This is a genomic window from Dyadobacter endophyticus (assembly GCF_014641595.1).
GTDB lineage: Bacteria > Bacteroidota > Bacteroidia > Cytophagales > Spirosomataceae > Dyadobacter > Dyadobacter endophyticus.
The window spans coordinates 1,823,738-1,842,194 of the sequence record NZ_BMIA01000001.1 but is presented as its reverse complement, the minus strand read 5'-3'; the positions used below and the strand labels follow the sequence as shown (position 1 = coordinate 1,842,194).

Annotated in this window: 12 protein-coding genes; 5 read left to right on the top strand and 7 right to left on the bottom strand. The window is 50.1% G+C overall.

Annotated elements, in window-relative coordinates:
* The first annotated feature begins 65 nt into the window (after window positions 1-65).
* A complete protein-coding gene (locus IEY24_RS07565; RefSeq protein ID WP_188930206.1) occupies window positions 66-1,133 on the top strand; it encodes an AMP-binding protein in 1,068 nt (355 codons plus the stop codon).
* Window positions 1,126-1,899 carry a hypothetical protein gene (locus IEY24_RS07560; RefSeq protein ID WP_188930204.1) on the top strand — a complete coding sequence of 258 codons (774 nt, stop codon included), beginning with the start codon at window positions 1,126-1,128 and terminating at the stop codon, window positions 1,897-1,899. Before IEY24_RS07565 ends, IEY24_RS07560 begins: the two co-directional genes overlap by 8 nt.
* A 3-nt stretch (window positions 1,900-1,902) precedes the next feature.
* Here IEY24_RS07560 and IEY24_RS07555 read toward each other — a convergent pair whose 3' ends face one another.
* From IEY24_RS07555 to topA, 4 genes are all read right to left on the bottom strand, one after another.
* Window positions 1,903-3,045 (bottom strand): XRE family transcriptional regulator, encoded by a 1,143-nt coding sequence (locus tag IEY24_RS07555; protein ID WP_188930202.1) that lies wholly within the window; start codon window positions 3,043-3,045, stop codon window positions 1,903-1,905.
* A 186-nt stretch (window positions 3,046-3,231) separates the two neighbouring features.
* A complete protein-coding gene (locus IEY24_RS07550; RefSeq protein WP_188930201.1) occupies window positions 3,232-4,113 on the bottom strand; it encodes a bifunctional 5,10-methylenetetrahydrofolate dehydrogenase/5,10-methenyltetrahydrofolate cyclohydrolase in 882 nt (293 codons plus the stop codon).
* A 2-nt stretch (window positions 4,114-4,115) separates the two neighbouring features.
* Window positions 4,116-4,805: an SIR2 family NAD-dependent protein deacylase gene (locus IEY24_RS07545; protein ID WP_188930199.1), complete on the bottom strand. Its 690-nt coding sequence runs from the start codon at window positions 4,803-4,805 to the stop codon at window positions 4,116-4,118.
* A gap of 23 nt (window positions 4,806-4,828) precedes the next feature.
* Window positions 4,829-7,210: a type I DNA topoisomerase gene (gene topA / locus IEY24_RS07540; RefSeq protein ID WP_188930197.1), complete on the bottom strand. Its 2,382-nt coding sequence runs from the start codon at window positions 7,208-7,210 to the stop codon at window positions 4,829-4,831.
* 328 nt (window positions 7,211-7,538) lie between these two features.
* Between topA and IEY24_RS07535 the strand changes: the two genes are divergently transcribed.
* Both IEY24_RS07535 and IEY24_RS07530 read left to right on the top strand, forming a co-directional pair.
* On the top strand, window positions 7,539-10,310 hold the full coding sequence (locus tag IEY24_RS07535) for a bifunctional aconitate hydratase 2/2-methylisocitrate dehydratase (protein WP_188930195.1): 2,772 nt from the start codon (window positions 7,539-7,541) through the stop codon (window positions 10,308-10,310).
* A 56-nt stretch (window positions 10,311-10,366) separates the two neighbouring features.
* Window positions 10,367-12,637: an aconitate hydratase gene (locus tag IEY24_RS07530; RefSeq protein WP_188930192.1), complete on the top strand. Its 2,271-nt coding sequence runs from the start codon at window positions 10,367-10,369 to the stop codon at window positions 12,635-12,637.
* Between the two features lie 139 nt (window positions 12,638-12,776).
* On the opposite strand, the gene lspA is transcribed toward IEY24_RS07530, so the two are convergent.
* Both lspA and IEY24_RS07520 read right to left on the bottom strand, forming a co-directional pair.
* On the bottom strand, window positions 12,777-13,289 hold the full coding sequence (gene lspA, locus IEY24_RS07525; RefSeq protein ID WP_188930190.1) for a signal peptidase II: 513 nt from the start codon (window positions 13,287-13,289) through the stop codon (window positions 12,777-12,779).
* Window positions 13,289-13,978: a 3-keto-disaccharide hydrolase gene (locus IEY24_RS07520; RefSeq protein ID WP_188930188.1), complete on the bottom strand. Its 690-nt coding sequence runs from the start codon at window positions 13,976-13,978 to the stop codon at window positions 13,289-13,291. The genes lspA and IEY24_RS07520 overlap by 1 nt, the downstream gene beginning before the upstream one ends.
* Before the next feature lie 144 nt (window positions 13,979-14,122).
* Here IEY24_RS07520 and IEY24_RS07515 point away from each other — a divergent pair, with 144 nt between their 5' ends.
* Window positions 14,123-15,940 carry a M61 family metallopeptidase gene (locus IEY24_RS07515; protein ID WP_188930186.1) on the top strand — a complete coding sequence of 606 codons (1,818 nt, stop codon included), beginning with the start codon at window positions 14,123-14,125 and terminating at the stop codon, window positions 15,938-15,940.
* 40 nt (window positions 15,941-15,980) lie between these two features.
* Here the strand turns inward: IEY24_RS07515 and IEY24_RS07510 are convergent, their stop codons facing one another.
* The gene (locus IEY24_RS07510; protein ID WP_188930184.1) at window positions 15,981-18,380 is read right to left on the bottom strand and encodes a T9SS type A sorting domain-containing protein; all 2,400 of its coding nucleotides are present in this window, start codon (window positions 18,378-18,380) and stop codon (window positions 15,981-15,983) included.
* Between the last annotated feature and the right edge of the window lie 77 nt (window positions 18,381-18,457).

The following is an 18,457-nucleotide window of genomic DNA, read 5'->3' as shown; positions in this document are numbered from 1 at the left end:
CTTTCCACCGCATTAAAAACCGGTAAAGACGCCGGTAATCGAGCAAATCCACCGAAACGGCAGCGATGATCTGGACAACAGGCAAAATGCTTTGGCAAACGCAGAAAAGGCCGCGAAATCCCTATTTCGCACAAGCCTACGACTTTATGGAACAGTGGTTGGAGGGTAGCCAGGAATTTGTGCTCCATACCTCCGGCTCTACGGGTATGCCCAAGCCCATTACCATCACACGCACGCAGCTGCGGGCAAGTGCGGCTATGACCGGCAAAGCGCTCTCGCTCGGGAGCGGTACGCGCGCACTCGTATGCCTGAACGTGGGTTACATTGCGGGACTGATGATGCTCGTCCGCGGATTGGAGCTGGATTGGGAACTGGCAATTACCGAACCGACTTCAAACCCCATTGCCGGACTCGATCACGCGCATTTTGACTTTGTGGCAATGGTACCGATGCAATTACAGGCTATTCTTGCTAATACGGCCACGCATAATCAGGTTAGTAAGTTGGGTAAAATACTGCTTGGCGGCGCCCCGGTCGGTTTGCCATTAGCAGCGCAAATCAAAGCGCTGGATGTGCCTGTTTTCCAAAGCTATGGCATGACCGAAACCGTTTCGCATGTAGCCTTGAAAGCATTGAATGGGGAACAGGCAAGCGACTCATTTATGTTTCTGCCGGGTATTGAATTTGGAACGGACGAACGCGGTTGCCTCTTTGTTTCCGGCGCAGTAACCAATTATCAGAAGGTTCAGACTAATGATCTGGTGCAAATCAGCGGTAACACGTTTGAGTGGATCGGACGGGCGGATAATGTCATCAATTCAGGTGGTGTGAAGATAGTGCTGGACCAGATGGATCAACGGATTGCAACTATTTTTCATGATTTGGCTATTCCAAATGCGTTCTTTTGCTGGTGGGAGCCGGATGAAAAATTGGGCCAAAAACTGGTGTTGGCCGTCGAGAATGCATTGGCTAAGGAGCGCGCGGAGCAACTGTCGGCAGAAATTAGAAGACGCGTTTCGGCCTATGAAAACCCGAAACATATTTACTTTGCAAAAGCGTTTGCCAAAACAGCAACCGACAAGATCGATAAACGCGCAACATTTCAACAGCTTTTAAAATCTCCGAATGGATAAAAATCTTCAAATACCGGGTCATTATATTGTTCGCTATCAGACAGCTCCGGTAGTTCCGGCCCCTTTTGCCCACTTTTACACGTTGAAACTGGACATTCAGTCGGCGGAGGAATTGCTTATAGATTTCGATATTGTATACAACGACCGCATAGAACTGACCGACGACGAAATATATGACGAAGGTTTTACCAAAGACGACGATTACAGATGGAAAGGCACTTTGCCAGCAGTTTGGATCAGCGAGTTTAGGGAGATTTTTGAGGGCTCTAAAACCATTCGTAAGCGCGAGGAAAGTGAATACGAAGACTTTATCGAAATAGAACTCGACGAAAACGACAAACGCGTAACCATTTACCCGGTCGATAAGGAAAGGTGGTCGTACTTTTTGCAGGAGATGATGCAGGCGATCTTCGAAACCGCCGGCCGTGAAAAGCCTTTCGAGTTGACTTACGTCGATATCGATAATGACAGCAAACTGACCATCGACCTGAAAGCGTCGTTCGGTCAAAAAGAATTTACATTAAGCAAGAATGCGGGCGCGCCGCGTAAACTGCATTGGGATCAGTTGCAAAAAATAATGGATACAGTTTACAAAGCTGAATTCGTGGCCGACAATGCGTCTGAAAGCATCCCCACCAACCGTGGCAAGTACCTCACTGCCGGAGACGGTCTGTGGTATCAAATAGGTGTAGCCGTTTTGGAAACGACTTCTAAGAGTAAAGACCTCGCGAAAATAGAGGCATTGTTCAATACGCTTTCGAAATAGTAATTACTGACGGTACTGGCTCAGCTCTATTTGCAATTCATCCACGAGCTGAGTCACCCGTTCGAGTGAAGGCTGAGGCAAAGGCATCTGCACGCTCACGAAAGCCTTCACTTCCCACACTTCCAGCACATCCTGCAAAGGAACTTCGAGCTCTTCTATCGACGGATTGTCCGATGTGAGCAGCAACACACCCGCTGTTTTTACCTGATTGAATACATTTCGGTAAATCAGGCCGTGGCCTCTCAGCAGAAAAACATATTGCAGTCCATCCTTGATATCGTACCAGTTACGGATGAAAGTGCCCACAAGAATGGAGCCCGGGTACATAAAATCTTCGCCGCTTTCAAATGCGCGATAGTAGCCCGAAGGCAGGTTTGGCAACTGGAACAGCGGCAAACCGTTCAAGTAGCCCGGATTCTGAAAATTGGCAATGTACTCCGCCTGCTTGTCGCGCGCTATCCATTGAATGGTAGGGTAGTGCTGGGCGGGCTGCTCCACCGCAGCATTGAATTGCGGAGTTTGGTATTGATTATTAAATGTAGGTATATCGGCTGCCTGAGGAGGCGTGCCCGGCTGGCGCGCTGATGTTTCCTGATACGTCGGCTGCCTGAATACCTCTTGCTGCGGTGCTGGCTGGGCGCGATAATGTGCCGCCTGCTGACCGGCCGTATTAAACTGGTGGATTGGCTGGGGTGCTCCCGGCTGGGGCGCTGCCGACTGATGTATTTCCCCGCTAACAGGTTTGAGGCTGATCTGCCGGGATACCTGTCGAAGCGGCTGTTCAGGCTGCTGGTATGTTTCGACGATTTTTGACAATGGCTGCGGCTCCGTGTACCCGGGTGTACGTGTAGGCGTAGGTTGGGGCATGGCACCCGAGTGGGAAACGGTCATTTGCCGGGATGTGGTCAGCGGCAGCGACATTTCAGGTGTTTCCCTTAGCCTTCGCAAGTCGTTTTTTAGCAAATTATCAACGCTAACGCCGAATGCGGCCGCCATGTTTTTGAGATTAGTAAGGTTCGGATTGGCCCGTGCTTCCTCGTAAGCTCCCAGTAACGACCTTTTGATCGCGATCTTACGGGCAAACTGTTCCTGTGTCAGGCCGTTCAGCCTTCTTAGATACTTGATGTTGTTGCTGACGATGCTCATAAGTATGACCTTTCCGTGAATCCCTACTAATTGACAAATCTTTTAGTAAAAAACGAAATCAGCAACTTTCTTACTTCTTTTTTTGAGTTTTTAACATAAAAAAGCCGGAAGCTCAGGGTTTGCTTACATCCTGACGTTCCGGCTTTTATGGAAACGATTCATTTACTGCGACCGTCGGCCCACGTCTTACTTATAAATTTCCTTCTTAGCAGCCTTGAAAGTATTAGTTAGCAGTCCGCAAATGGTCATTAACCCCACACCGCCCGGCACCGGCGTAATGAAGCCGGCCTTTGGCGCCACGTCATTGAAGTCGACATCGCCTTTGATCGAGAAGCCACTTTTCTTCGTAGCATCGGCCACGCGGGTGATGCCCACGTCGACCACTACGGCACCCTCTTTCACATAGTCGGCTTTCACAAACTCAGGGCGGCCCAAGGCGACGATCAGGATATCGGCCGACTGGCAGATCTCTTTCAGGTTTTGGGTTTTGCTGTGCGTAATTGTCACAGTGCTGTTGCCCGGGTAGGTGTTGCGCTGCATGAGGATGCTCATGGGTAAGCCCACGATCTGGCTGCGGCCGATTACCACGCAATGCTTGCCGCTCGTTTCGATTCCTGCGCGGATCAGCATTTCCAGAATGCCGAACGGTGTCGCGGAAATGTAAGCGGGCAAGCCTTTGCACATTCTGCCTACATTGATCGGATGGAAACCGTCCACGTCTTTCGCGGGGTTTACAGCTTCCATTACCGTGTTTTCCGAAATGTGTTTTGGAAGCGGCAACTGAACGATAAAACCGTCCACATCGGGATCGTTGTTCAGGGATTCTACTGCTTCAAGAAGTTGTGCCTCGGTTGTGTCGGCGTCAAAACGCAGCAGGGTGGAAGTAAAGCCGATTTCTTCGCAGCTACGGATTTTGGAAGCTACGTAAGTTTCGCTGGCACCGTCCTGTCCCACGAGGATTGCAGCCAAGTGCGGCTTTTTGCCACCTCCGGCCACCCATTGTTCAACCTCGGCCTTGATTTCAGATTTTATTTGGGAAGAAATAGCTTTCCCGTCGAGTAGTTGCATTATTATTCAGGTAGTAAATATTTCTTGATCAACGTTTGCATTCCGGTAGTTGCCTTTTCCTGAATGAAAATCATATTGGATTTTAATGTAATGTCCGGCTTGGCCGGGTCTACAATATAAATGCGCTTGCCGATGGGAACATAATGCACGAGTCCTGCCGCCGGGTAAACGGCCAGCGAAGTACCGATTACCAGGAACATGTCCGCCTGCTCGGTAACGTCCACCGCTACTTCCATCATCGGCACTTCCTCGCCGAACCACACGATATGCGGCCGCAGCTGACTTCCCAATTCGCACAAATCGCCCGTTTTCAGTTCCCAGCCCGTCATTTCATACACCAGCTTCGGATCTTTCGTGCTCCGCGATTTGAAAAGCTCGCCATGCAAATGGATCACTTTCGTAGAGCCTGCAATTTCATGCAGGTTATCGACATTCTGCGTCACGATGGTTACATCGAAATGTTTTTCCAGCTCTGCCAGCGCGTAATGTGCCGCATTGGGTTTCACATCGGCCGCCTGTTTCCGCCGCTGGTTATAAAAATCCAGTACCAACTCCTGGTTCCGGACCCAGGCCTCCGGCGTAGCCACATCTTCAATCCGGAAATTATCCCAAAGCCCATTATTGTCCCGAAAAGTACTGATCCCGCTCTCAGCGCTGACCCCTGCTCCGGAAAGTACAACCAGTTTTTTCATGGGCTTCTTCGTGTTTAAGTGTGCTAACTTTTTTTCGTTGCTTTTTTAGCGGCGGGCTTTTTCGCCGCAGGAGCCTTCGCTGCGGCTGGCTTTCTTGCACCACCGCGTCCCGCAGGCTTATCCGGCGTCTCAGCCGCCAGTTTCAATACCTGGTCATAAGTCAGCGAAGCCGGCTCGGTACCTTTCGGGATCTTCACATTTTTCTTTCCAAAAGCAATGTAAGGTCCGTACCGTCCGTTGAGAACCTTCGCCTCAGGATCTTCCGCAAACTCTTTAATCGTACGGTTAGAGTCCTGCAAACGCTTTTCTTCGATGATTTCCACCAGTCGGTCCTCCGTAACTGCCATCGGATCGTCGGTCTTGGCCAGCGAGTAGTACTTTCCGTCGTGCTTCACATAAGGGCCGAATTTGCCGACATTCACGACCATATCCTTATCCTCGAAGAAACCAACCTGACGCGGTAGTTTGAATAGTTCGAATGCCTCATCTAACGTGATCGTTTCCATCAGCTGGCCCTTCGCCAGGCTCGCAAAACGCGGCTTTTCTTCATCTTCTACATCGCCGATCTGCACATAGGGCCCGTATTTCCCGATCCTCACGGACACTTTCTTGCCCGTCGCCGGATCTTCACCCAAATCACGGGAAGTAAGGCTCCTATCAATCGCTTCTTCGCGTGCTTCGGCCACTTTCTTCTGGAATGGCGTGTAAAAGTCCTTGATCATCTGCTGCCAGCCGAGTTGACCGTCCGCGATGTGGTCGAAATCCTTTTCAACGCTAGCGGTGAAAGAATAATCGACAATATCCTGGAAATGGCTTACGAGGAAGTCGTTGACCACCATTCCGGTGCTGGTAGGAAAGAGTTTAGCTTTTTCCGAACCGTACACTTCTTTATTGACCTTGCTTTTGATCTGCTCATTGGCAAGGGTTATTTCTTTGAATTCTCTTTCAAAACCCTGACGGTCTTCCTTTACTATATATTCCCGTTTCAGGATCGTCGAGATCGTGGGCGCATAAGTGGACGGCCGCCCAATCCCCATTTCTTCCAGCTTTTTTACCAAACTCGCCTCTGTATAACGCGGCGGGTTACGGGTAAATCTCTCTGTCGCCTTCATATCGGTCAGTTTCAATATCTGACCGATGTTCAGCGGGGGAAGCATTCCTTTTTGTTCTTCGTCCGCCTCATCGTCGCTGGATTCGAGGTAAACTTTCAGGAACCCTTCGAATTTGATCACTTCACCTTGGGCCACGAGTTCTTCCGACGTGGTCGAAATGCCGATGGTCGCCGTCGTGCGTTCCAGTTGGGCGTCCGACATTTGTGACGCGATGGCGCGTTTCCAGATCAGTTCGTACAAGCGCTGCTCGTTGCGGTCGCTGCTGCCTACCAGCGTAGAGAAATCGGTAGGGCGGATAGCTTCGTGCGCTTCTTGTGCCGACTCGGACTTGGTTTTGAATATACGGCGATTGTGATATTCATCCCCATATTCTTTCGTGATCTGCTGCTTTGACTTATCCAACGCTTCTTCCGACAGGTTGGTAGAGTCGGTACGCATGTAGGAAATCTTACCGGCTTCATACAATCGCTGCGCGACGGTCATCGTCTGCGCTACCGAAAAGCTCAGCTTACGGGATGCTTCCTGTTGTAATGTAGAAGTTGTAAATGGCGGTGCTGGTGATTTTTTAGCTGGTTTTACTTCAAGATTGCGGATCGAGAATTCCGCGCCGATGCATTTTTCCAGAAACTGGAATGCTTCCTGCTCGGTAGGGAAGTTCTTCGCGAGCTCCGCATTGAGCACCTTGCCGTTACCCAGGTCGAAGTGGGCGGTTACTTTAAAGCTGCTTTTACTTTTAAATGCATCGATCTCCCGCTCGCGCTCTACTACTATACGTACAGCCACCGATTGTACCCGGCCAGCGGATAGGTTCGATTTACCGATCCGGATCTTTTTCCAAAGTACCGGTGAAAGTTCGTAACCCACAAGACGGTCGAGAATACGGCGTGCCTGCTGGGCGTCTACCAGGTCTGCATCGATGGTCCGCGGTTTGGCGATTGCATTCTGAAGAGCGGTTTTGGTGATCTCACGAAATACGATCCGCTTGGTATCGTCGGGCAGGCCGAGGGCCTCCTTCAAATGCCAGGAAATAGCTTCTCCCTCGCGGTCATCATCCGTTGCGAGCCATACTTCGGCATCTTTTGCCAGTTTTTTCAGCTCTGAAATGACTTTGACTTTATCGGAGGAGATTTCGTAGGAAGGTTGGAAATCATGCTCAACATCAACACCCATATCGTGTTCCGGGAGGTCACGGACATGTCCGAAACTGGACTTGACAGTGAAATCCTGCCCTAGGTAACTTTCAATGGTTTTGGCCTTCGCCGGTGACTCTACGATCACCAGATTTTTTGACATAACTTTCTAATTAAGGGACCTGGTAGCACTTTGAATGTCCAAATATAGGGCACAATCCTAGAAAAAATCAAAGTGCAGATAAAAGGTGGCGGAAAAACGGAACCCGCCGCAGTGCCTCCCCGAAGGGGCGTTTCAAATTATTTCCTCAATATACAGGTTGTCAGAACAAAAATATTTTTGTGGAGGTTATTTAAATGTACGGCTAGAATATACTGGTTTTAAATAGTAGGGAAAATCGGCCGGAATGCCCCCGTATATTCCGTAATTTCGTACTTTTGCCCGTTTTATTGACAACAGATATTGCCTTTAACATAGAAAAGATTTCATCATGAATATCTATCAGGACTACATTAAAGAGATTGAAGAAAGAAAAACCCAGGGGCTTCACCCGAAGCCGATCGATGGTGCCGAATTGCTAGGTGAGATCATCGCACAAATCAAAGATTCAGAAAACGAGCACCGGGAAGACTCTCTTAAATTTTTTATTTACAACACTTTACCAGGGACCACGAGTGCTGCCGGTGCGAAAGCCAGGTTTTTAAAAGAGATCATTCTCGGGGAATCCGTAGTCGAAGAAATATCACCAGCTTTTGCTTTTGAGTTGCTGTCCCACATGAAAGGCGGCCCTTCCATTGGCGTATTAATCGATCTCGCCCTGGGTGACGAAGCCTCTATCGCGAAACAAGCTGCAGAGGTTCTTAAAACACAGGTTTTCCTTTATGATGCGGACACAGACCGGCTGAAAGAAGCATTCAAAATCGGCAATGAAATCGCCAGGGATATTCTCGAAAGCTATGCGCGGGCTGAGTTTTTTACCAAGCTGCCGGAAGTCCCCGAAGAAATTCATATTGTTACATACATCGCCGGCGAAGGCGACATTTCGACTGATTTGCTCTCTCCGGGCAACCAGGCTCACTCCCGGTCGGACCGTGAATTGCACGGTAAATGCATGATTACCCCACAGGCACAACAGGAAATCAAGGTATTGCAGGAAGAACATCCTGGCAAGAGCGTGATGTTGATCGCTGAGAAGGGGACTATGGGCGTTGGTTCGTCCAGAATGTCGGGCGTTAATAACGTGGCGCTTTGGACGGGTAAACAAGCAAGCCCATACATCCCATTTGTCAATATCGCCCCGATCGTTGGCGGTACAAATGGCATCTCTCCGATTTTCCTCACAACGGTTGACGTTACCGGTGGTATCGGTATCGACCTGAAAAACTGGGTAAAAAAGGTCGATGAAAATGGTAATGTCGTCCGCAATGAAAGTGGTGACCCTGTTCTTGAAGAAGTTTACTCTGTTGCCACGGGCACCGTTCTGACCATTAATACAAAAACGAAGAAGCTCTATCATGGCGATCAGGAACTGATTGATATTTCGAAGGCACTTACACCTCAGAAAAAGGAATTCATCCGGGCCGGAGGATCGTATGCAATCGTATTCGGAAAAAAAATTCAGACGGTTGCAGCGAAGATTCTGGGTATCGAACCAACACCGGTATTTGCTCCCTCAAAAGAGATTTCTAATGAAGGACAGGGCCTTACCGCAGTCGAAAAGATCTTTAACAGAAACGCTGTCGGTACTACGCCGGGTAAAGTGCTGCACGCTGGTTCAGATGTTCGTGTAGAGGTCAATATCGTCGGTTCGCAGGATACGACGGGTTTGATGACCGCGCAGGAGCTGGAATCTATGGCTGCCACGGTTATTTCTCCGATCGTTGACGGCGCATACCAGTCGGGCTGCCATACGGCGTCAGTTTGGGATAAAAAGGCTCAGGCTAACATTCCAAAACTGATGAAGTTTATGAATGACTTCGGTTTGATCACCGCGCGCGACCCGAAAGGGGAATATCACTCGATGACCGACGTAATTCACAAGGTGCTTAACGACATTACCGTGGACGAGTGGGCGATCATCATCGGTGGCGACTCTCACACAAGAATGTCCAAAGGTGTTGCATTTGGCGCCGACTCAGGAACCGTTGCGCTCGCATTGGCTACCGGTGAAGCATCCATGCCGATTCCTGAATCGGTGAAAGTGACTTTCAAGGGCGACATGAAGGAGCACATGGATTTCCGTGATGTGGTGCATGCCACACAAGCTCAGATGTTGCAGAAGTTCGGCGGAGAGAATGTATTTCAGGGCAGGATCATCGAAGTTCATCTCGGAACGCTTCCTGCCGACCAGGCATTCACTTTTACAGACTGGACTGCAGAAATGAAGGCTAAGGCTTCAATTTGTATTTCTGAGGATGACACGCTGATCGAGTCACTGGAAATTGCGAAAAACAGGATCCAGATCATGATCGATAAAGGCATGGAAAACCACAAGCAGGTTCTTCAGGGATTGATCAATAAGGCGGATAAGCGGATCGCGGAGATTAAATCAGGTGAAAAGCCAGCGCTGACCCCGGATGCGAATGCCAAATATTACGCCGAGGTTGTTATTGACCTTGATGTGATCGTAGAACCTATGATTGCAGATCCGGATGTGAATAATAAAGAGGTTTCAAAGCGTTACACGCACGATACCATTCGTCCGCTGTCCTACTATGGCGAAGATAAAAAGGTAGATCTTGGTTTTGTCGGCTCCTGCATGGTTCATAAGGGCGACTTGAAAATCGTCTCCCAGATGCTTAAGAACCTGGAAGAGCAGCAAGGTAAGGTTGAATTCCACGCACCGCTCGTGGTGGCTGCGCCTACGTATAACATTATCGAAGAGTTGAAGAAAGAAGGTGATTGGGATGTATTGCAGAAATATTCTGGTTTCGAGTTCGACGACAATGCCCCGAAAGTCGCAGCACGGACCGAATACGAAAATATGATGTATCTGGAACGTCCTGGCTGTAACCTTTGCATGGGTAACCAGGAAAAAGCGGCCAAAGGTGATACCGTTCTGGCGACTTCAACCCGTCTTTTCCAGGGTAGAGTCGTGGAGGATTCAGACCGTAAAAAAGGAGAGTCCTTGCTTGCTTCCACACCGGTGGTTGTACTTTCTGCTATCCTTGGACGGATTCCTAATGTGGAGGAATACAAAGCAGCTGTGGTGGGCATTGATCTGACTAAGTTTGCACCTCCCGTTAAGCAGTTAAGCAGATAGTTACTGGTGGTACAGTTGTTGATAAGTGAGAATGTGTAATCATTAATTTGAGAGATATGGCGTTTGACTTAGATATGATCAAGGGTGTTTACGCCCAAATGGAACAAAGAGTAGAAGCCGCCCGTAAGATCGTAGGGCGGCCTCTGACCTTGGCAGAGAAGATTTTATACTCCCACTTATGGGAAGGAACCCCTACGCAAAGTTATGAGCGTGGCAAGTCATACGTAGATTTCGCCCCCGATCGCGTTGCGATGCAGGATGCCACCGCGCAGATGGCGCTGCTGCAATTCATGCAGGCTGGCCGTCCGAAGGTGGCTGTTCCTTCTACGGTCCACTGCGATCACCTGATCCAGGCCGAAGTGGGCGCTGTGCAGGATTTGAAAAACGCCGTAGATAAAAACAAAGAGGTATACGACTTCCTTTCGTCCGTATCCAACAAATACGGTTTGGGCTTCTGGAAAGCCGGTGCGGGTATCATCCACCAGGTTGTGCTCGAAAACTATGCTTTTCCGGGCGGTATGATGATCGGTACCGATTCTCACACGCCTAATGCAGGTGGTTTGGGTATGATCGCGATTGGTGTCGGTGGTGCGGATGCGTCCGATGTCATGTCGGGCCTTGCGTGGGAATTGAAAATGCCTCGTTTGATCGGTGTAAAGCTTACAGGCAAACTGAGCGGATGGACTGCAGCGAAAGATGTGATCCTTTGGGTTGCCGGCCAGCTGACCGTAAAAGGTGGTACCGGTTATGTGGTTGAATATTTTGGCGAAGGAGCTGAAAGTCTTTCCGCAACCGGCAAAGGTACCATTTGCAATATGGGTGCTGAAATCGGTGCTACCACTTCTATCTTCGCTTATGACGAGAAGAGCGCCGCTTACCTGCGAGCCACAGATCGTGCCGACATTGCCGATGCCGCAGATGCCATTAAACAACATCTTCGTGCAGACGACGAAGTTTACGCTGATCCTGCGTCTTACTATGATCAGCTCCTTGAACTCGACCTGTCCACGCTCGAACCGCATATCAACGGACCATTTACGCCAGATTTGGCCTGGCCGCTTTCCAAATTCGCTACGGCGGTTAGGGAAAATGGTTGGCCCGAGGTTCTTTCGGTTGGTCTGATCGGTTCCTGTACCAACTCTTCCTATGAAGACGTAAGCCGTGCTGCTTCTCTTGCGCGACAGGCTGTCGACAAGAAATTGCAGGTTACTTCCGAATATACCATCACGCCCGGTTCGGAACAGGTGAGATACACTGTGGAACGCGACGGCTTCCTGGATACATTTGAGCAAATAGGCGGGGTCGTGCTGGCCAATGCCTGTGGACCCTGTATCGGCCAGTGGGCGCGCCACGGTGCCGAAAAAGGGGAGAAGAACTCAATCATCACCTCATTCAACCGCAACTTCTCGAAACGTGCCGATGGTAACCCCAATACACACTCTTTCGTAGCGTCTCCCGAGATCGTAACGGCAATGGCTATCGCCGGACGCCTTACTTTCGACCCGCGTGTTGACAAGCTTGTTAACACCGACGGCGTTGAAGTATTACTCGACGAGCCAAGCGGCCTGGAATTGCCAACCCGTGGCTTCGCAGTAGAAGATGCAGGATACCAGGCGCCGGCAGAAGACGGAAGCCAGGTGCAGGTTTTGGTTAGCCCAACTTCCAGCCGTCTGCAACTCCTCGAACCGTTTGCGGAATGGGAAGGAACAGACCTTATCGGTTTGAAGCTCCTGATCAAGGCAAAAGGCAAGTGCACCACCGACCACATTTCAATGGCCGGGCCATGGTTGAAATACCGCGGACACCTCGACAACATCTCGAATAATATGCTGATTGGTGCGGTTAACTATTACAACGAGAAAACCAACACCATTAAGAACCAGCTGACCAACCAGTATGGAGAGGTACCGGCAGTACAGCGTGATTATAAAGCGCACGGAATCGGTACGATCGTGGTAGGGGACGAAAACTACGGAGAAGGGTCATCCCGCGAGCACGCGGCGATGGAGCCACGCTTCCTGGGCGTACGAGCGATTTTGACCAAATCATTCGCCCGTATTCACGAAACCAACCTGAAAAAGCAAGGCATGCTGGCGTTGACATTCGCGAACACGGCAGATTATGACAAGATCCAGGAAGACGACACGATCGATATCGTTGGATTGGAAACATTTGCAGAAGGGCAGCCTCTGACGATCGTCTTGCATCACAACGACGGTACCAACGAGGAATTCCCTGTAAATCATACATACAATGCCCAGCAGATCGAATGGTTCAAAGCAGGTTCCGCATTGAACATCATCCGCAAATCGGTTGGCGCTCAATAAGCGGTACATTATTATTCCAAATGCAAAAAGGACTTCCGATACCGGAAGTCCTTTTTGTTTGCTCCGGAGGAGCGCCCTTTGCATTGTTGAGGATAACACACGCCAATGTTGGCGACACGCACATTAACCTAATATTGCATTAAAGCCCCGGAAACCGCGACTTCTGCCGGCTGTACGACTGATACAAAAAGATAAACATTCCCGTCATGATCGACACGTCGGCCATATTGAAAATCCCGGTTTGAAATAACCCGAAATTGATGTGCATGAAATCGGTGACCGAGCCGTGGACGAGGCGGTCGTAGATGTTACCGATACCGCCGCCAATGGCAAAACTCAATGCGAGGGCGCTCAGCCAGGTAAGGTTCTTTTTGGTTAATAAATAAATAATGCCAAACAGCAGCGCGATCAGCGGGATGACCGACAATACAAAAATCTTGATCGATTCGGGTAAAGCGCTGCCGATGCTGAGAAACGCACCCGTGTTCTCGACATAAGTGATGGTCACGTAATCCTGGATGACGTGGATGGTTTGGTAAAAACCTACGTTTTCCCTGACTACGCTTTTCGATATCTGATCGCAGCCAATATTGGCGATCAGCACCACGACAATGGCGATATTCCTGACGAGGCGGTTTGATTTAAAATTCATTATTTCGATAATGCTTTGATCGGCGTCAGTTTAACATCCTTGAACTCAACTTCGGAGCCTTCCGACTGCAACGCGATTTGCCCTTTCGAAGCCGTCGCGTCGTAGCCATAGTTGACGAGCACGCCATTGAGCCATACTTTGATTGAATTCTTAACACATTCTATCACCATCGAATTCCATTCGCCAAGCGGCTTTTCGGTGCCGTCGGTCAGATTAGGGATTCGGCGGAGCTTGTCGCCGTTCACGCCCCATTTTTCTTTCGGTCCGCGGCGTTTTTCCATGTCGGGTACGGTAATATCTTCCTGAATACACCAGAAATCGCCTGCGTTCTGGTTCATGAGCTGTATTTCAATGGATTTGGGAAACATTTCGTACAAATCTCTCGGCTTTGAAACGAATACCAATGCGCCGCAATTGCCAGGTTTGGCTGCAAAGCGGTATTGGAAAGTAAAACGGAAGTTCTCATGTTGCGCGTCCGTGATCAGGTGCCCGCCAGGTGTACCCAGGCTCACTAGCAGGCCGTCGCGCACAAGGAACGGATTCACAGCGTTCGGGTTTTTGTCCATTTCGGGAACATCAATGTGCCATCCTTTCAGGTCTTTGCCATTGAAAAGTGCTTTGGTCTGGCTGAATGCGTGTTGCGAGGTGATAGTGAGGGTCAGGGCTAGGGGAAGGAAGAATTTCTTCATGGACGATCGATACTATTTAAGGTTTTAATGGGATTTGAACCGGAAAAATTAAGCAATAATCGGGTTAGTATGCCTATGGCGGCTCTAAATGTTGGGTGAATGGCTTAAATTGGGTGCTGTCAATTCAAATCATTTGATCAGTCCATGAAAAAACTGGCCGCCTTGTTCGCCGCTCCCATGCTTTGCTCGTACGCATTCGCACAGACGATCCGCTACGATGTATCCTTTCCCAATATCGTCCACCACGAAGCCCACATTGCTGTGAACGTTTCCGAGGCCCCGCAAAAGGAGCTGCTTTTCAGAATGTCGCGCTCGTCCCCGGGCAGATACGCCACGCACGAGTATGGGAAAAACATTTATGATGTGGTGGCCTTTGACAAATCAGGCAAATCCGTGCCGGTGCAGCGTGTGGATGGGGATGTTTATAAAATAGTTGGAATCAATGGTTTTGTGAAAGTTGAATACAATTTGTACGCCAATCATGCGGACGGCACCTACGCCGGAATCGATGCCAGCAGCGTGCATTTGAATATGCCTGCGGCATTCATGTGGGTAAAAGAGTTGGAAAAAGCCCCGATCACAGTCGCGTTCAACCTGCCGAAGCCCAATTCCTGGACTATTGCTACCCAACTCAAAACAACCGGTGAAGCGAACGTCTTTACTGCTCCTGACTTGCAGTACTTCATGGATTCGCCCACGAAAATCGGGAAACTTACTGTCAAAGAATGGACCGTACCGAATGCCGATAACAAACCCTCGCAATTCAGGCTCGCACTGGAAGCGAAGGGCAGCGATTCCCTGGCAACCGCATTTGCCGGTAAAATCAAGCGCATTACCGAAGAGGCGCGTATGGTTTTCGGCGAATTTCCGGTATTCGATAATGGTAGCTACACTTTTCTCGCCAGCATAAATCCCTATGTAAAAGGCGATGGTATGGAGCACCGGAACAGTACGATGATAGCCCTGCCGGTTGCATTTGACGGTTCTGATAACCTGCTCGGCGTATTCTCACACGAGTTTTTCCATACCTGGAACGTCGAACGCATTCGCCCGAAAACGTTAGAACCTTTCAATTTCGAAAAGAGCAATATGAGTTTCGAGCTCTGGTTCGCCGAAGGTTTTACCCAATATTATGGTGACCTACTGCTCGAAAGGGCGGGGTTCGATTCACTGGAAGAGTATTGCCGGACCCTTACATCCCTGGTGAATACCAAAGAGAACACTGCCGGGGCCAAGCGCATTTCGCCTGTGCAGGCAAGCAGCAACGCGGTATTCGTAGATGCGGGCGTTGCGATCGATAAGACGAATTACCCCAACATTTACACTTCCTATTATCCTTACGGCGCGGCGGTGGCGTTGGCATTGGACCTGCAACTGAGGAGTAAAGGACTGAATCTCGATGATTTTATGAAGGCTGTCTGGGCAAAACATGGTAAACCGGAGATTGCCTATAATGTGTCCGATCTGCAAGTTGTTTTGGAGTCTTATGCCAAAGACAAAGCATTTGCACAGCAATTTTTTGCCAAATATATCAATGGCCACGAATCGCTGGATTACGCGCCGCTGCTGGCCAACGCCGGACTGCTCCTGAAAAAGCAGTTTGAGGGGCAAGCCTGGATCGGCGATATCCGCTACAAAGAGGGTGCAGGTCTGATGATCACTTCAAACACCGTCATCGGAAGCCCGCTTTATAAAGCCGGACTGGACATCGACGATGAAATCCTGAAAGTGGATGGAAAGCCAATTTCCAAAAACGATGAACTGGTTTCAATACTCAAAACCCACAAACCCGGTGACCAGATTGCCGTGGAATACAAGCACCGCGAGGAGCAGAAGACCGTTATGCTGGAACTGATTGAAAACCCGCGTTTGCAGGTCGTCACTTATGAAGAGGCCGGGAAAACGGTTTCAGCCGGGATGCAGGCGTTTCGAAAGGCCTGGCTGGGAAGTAAATGGAAGTAATAAAAAGCGGTTGCCCATTCCGGGCAACCGCTTTTTGCATTTAACGTGTGAGTAAAATCTTTTTCGTTTCCACCGACTCCGGCTTCTTCACTTGCAGCAGGTAAATGCCGGCCGGCGCATTGCCGAGGTTAATCCGCTCCTCGTGCGTACCCTTGCCGCTCACATTACGTGTATGCCAAATTTTTCCCTGCACGTCGGTAACCTGCATTGAACCCGTTTCGCCGGTTTTTAAATGGAAAACGGCTTTGAATTCGCCCGGCGCGGGGTTGGGGTAGGCTTGCAGTAAAGGCACATCGGTTTGAGTTTGAAGGGATTCCGGCGCGGCCATTCGTGCATTGTTCTGGCTGTTTCCTACACAGATCTTATCCTGGCGAACGGCTGCCCCAGGCAATCCCTGAATGCGGATTGTATTTTGCCCCTGAACCAACGTTACCCAGAATGTTTCCTCCCGTGCAACGATATTCCAGCTGTTGGTAGGAGGAAGTTGCACCGCCGAGATAACTATGTTTCCATTTACCGACACAACCACCTGCGCTTGTGCCTCCGCATAGTAACGGAGCTTGACAGGGTACGTACCTGCGGCAAAGTCAGTGACCTGGTAATCCACATAATAGTCGTAGTTATTTTGAGAGCCGCGCGTCTGCCCGTTCGAAGCATTAGGATCGCTGGAACCGGCACCGTTGCTGGCCGAATGCTCCGCTTCCACACAGGCGGAAGTTACCCCGCCGCCTCCGGGAGGCGGGCAACTGGTAACCCAGTACGGAACACGGACGATTTTTTGCGCGCAGCCATCTTTCCCGGCAGATACCGAAAGATAAAAGGAACCGACGAAAGATGGCGCAGTAACGTCGATCGTCTGCGTGTACCGCGCAAAGCCACCGTCGTCGTACCAGTTGTAGTAAACCGAGCCGCAATCCGGGCCGGTGCAATTGGCCGTCATCGTAAATTGGCTGCCACATGCAGGATCATAGACAGAGGGACTCGCTGTGATATTGAAGTCGCAGGAAGGAGGGGTGCCGGGCATTTCTTCGATGCATATCCTGTCTTGCCGTACCGGACTGTATCCTGGAATTCCTTTTACGCGGATCATGTTCACGCCTTTTTTCAAAGTAAAGAGAAGCGTCCGTTCTGTCCAGACTATATTCCACGAATTGGAAGCCGGAAGTTCGATTTTGTGGGCGGGGACTTCGTCGTTTATTTTTACTTCAACGGCGGTATTGGCTTCGGCATAGTACCGGAAAGTAATGGCGTGTGGACCTTCCACCTGAACACCCCAGACAACATATTCCACGTAATAGTCGGGAAGGTCTTTGCCGCCTCTCGTTTTGCCGCCCGATGCATTGGCGTCTTCCGAAACGGGAGCATTTCCCTGGGCATCTTCCGCTTCAATGCAAGCCTGGAAAGGAGTGCTGCCGCAATCGGAGATCGTCAATTGGAATTGACTGGTTTTATCGGGACAGCCTGGTTTGGAGCCGGTCCTGGTGTAGGTGTATGTACCGTTTTGAGAAGGAGCATGGAAATTGATGGTATTACCGGTCCCATTCAGGTCGGGTCCTGTCAATTTGAAAGTGAGCCCCGGGCAACCGGTTCCGGAGCATTCCGCACTTACCGACATAAGCTGAGTACACGTCGGGGTATAGTCGCTTACAATCGATCCGACGGTGAAGTCGCAGTCGGCCGGCGTGACGTCAACACGGAAAGAGACGTTTATGCTGGTATCATTGGGACAACCACTCTTGTTAGCGAACAACGTGTAGGTATAGTCACCGGGTGTTGCCGGGGCGTCGAATGAAACAACTGCGCCTGAAAGACTCGTGTTATTGCCGAACCAACTCAGCGAAGCGGCGTCGCAATCGGTGCCTGTGCAACCGGCGTCGAGCGTTACCGTTTGCCCGGGCCGATAGCTCGGGATGTTTCCCACCACATGGGGGTTTACCTGAAAGTCGCAGGTGATCGGCCCCCCGGTTCCGGGGATTTCCGTCCAGCAAACCTTGTCCTGCCTTACGTCGTAACCAGGAAGCTCTTTGATGCGAATCCGGTTGTTGCCAGCCGTTAAATTCACCTCAATGGTATGTTCTGCCGATACAATATTCCAGGAATGCGAAGCGGGCAGTTCGATCTGGTAAGGGTTTCCGCCATTGACAGAAACGGTGACCAGTGAGTTTCGTTCGGCATAATACCGGAGGGTTACCTGGTATTTTGCGGTAGACGGAACGTCGGTTTGGTACTCTACAAAATAATCCGATGAATTTCGGAAGCCACGTGTGAGGCCGTTGGAAGCATTCGCGTCCGAGGAAACAGGACCGTCACCGTTGGCATTTTCGGCTTCCAGACAGACGGTAAATGGAGCGGTGTTCGACGGGGAGTGATCCTCGGAAGCCGTAGCAAATGAAGCAATCGCTGAGAGCAGAAAGCAAATGAGGAACGTACAAGTTTTCATAGCATGCTGGAAAAAGTGGATGAATGGATGTTCCGGCAGATCGCTGGAAAAGACAATCCGAACTTGGATTATCTACA

What these genes read in the sequence shown, in the direction of transcription:
- IEY24_RS07510 (WP_188930184.1), bottom strand. Translation starts at nt 18,380, where the DNA reads ATGAAAACTTGTACGTTCCTCATTTGCTTTCTGCTCTCAGCGATTGCT.
- topA (WP_188930197.1), bottom strand. Translation starts at nt 7,210, where the DNA reads ATGTCAAAAAATCTGGTGATCGTAGAGTCACCGGCGAAGGCCAAAACC.
- IEY24_RS07560 (WP_188930204.1), top strand. Translation starts at nt 1,126, where the DNA reads ATGGATAAAAATCTTCAAATACCGGGTCATTATATTGTTCGCTATCAG.
- IEY24_RS07545 (WP_188930199.1), bottom strand. Translation starts at nt 4,805, where the DNA reads ATGAAAAAACTGGTTGTACTTTCCGGAGCAGGGGTCAGCGCTGAGAGC.
- IEY24_RS07565 (WP_188930206.1), top strand. Translation starts at nt 66, where the DNA reads ATGATCTGGACAACAGGCAAAATGCTTTGGCAAACGCAGAAAAGGCCG.
- IEY24_RS07550 (WP_188930201.1), bottom strand. Translation starts at nt 4,113, where the DNA reads ATGCAACTACTCGACGGGAAAGCTATTTCTTCCCAAATAAAATCTGAA.
- IEY24_RS07535 (WP_188930195.1), top strand. Translation starts at nt 7,539, where the DNA reads ATGAATATCTATCAGGACTACATTAAAGAGATTGAAGAAAGAAAAACC.
- IEY24_RS07530 (WP_188930192.1), top strand. Translation starts at nt 10,367, where the DNA reads ATGGCGTTTGACTTAGATATGATCAAGGGTGTTTACGCCCAAATGGAA.
- IEY24_RS07520 (WP_188930188.1), bottom strand. Translation starts at nt 13,978, where the DNA reads ATGAAGAAATTCTTCCTTCCCCTAGCCCTGACCCTCACTATCACCTCG.
- IEY24_RS07555 (WP_188930202.1), bottom strand. Translation starts at nt 3,045, where the DNA reads ATGAGCATCGTCAGCAACAACATCAAGTATCTAAGAAGGCTGAACGGC.
- lspA (WP_188930190.1), bottom strand. Translation starts at nt 13,289, where the DNA reads ATGAATTTTAAATCAAACCGCCTCGTCAGGAATATCGCCATTGTCGTG.
- IEY24_RS07515 (WP_188930186.1), top strand. Translation starts at nt 14,123, where the DNA reads ATGAAAAAACTGGCCGCCTTGTTCGCCGCTCCCATGCTTTGCTCGTAC.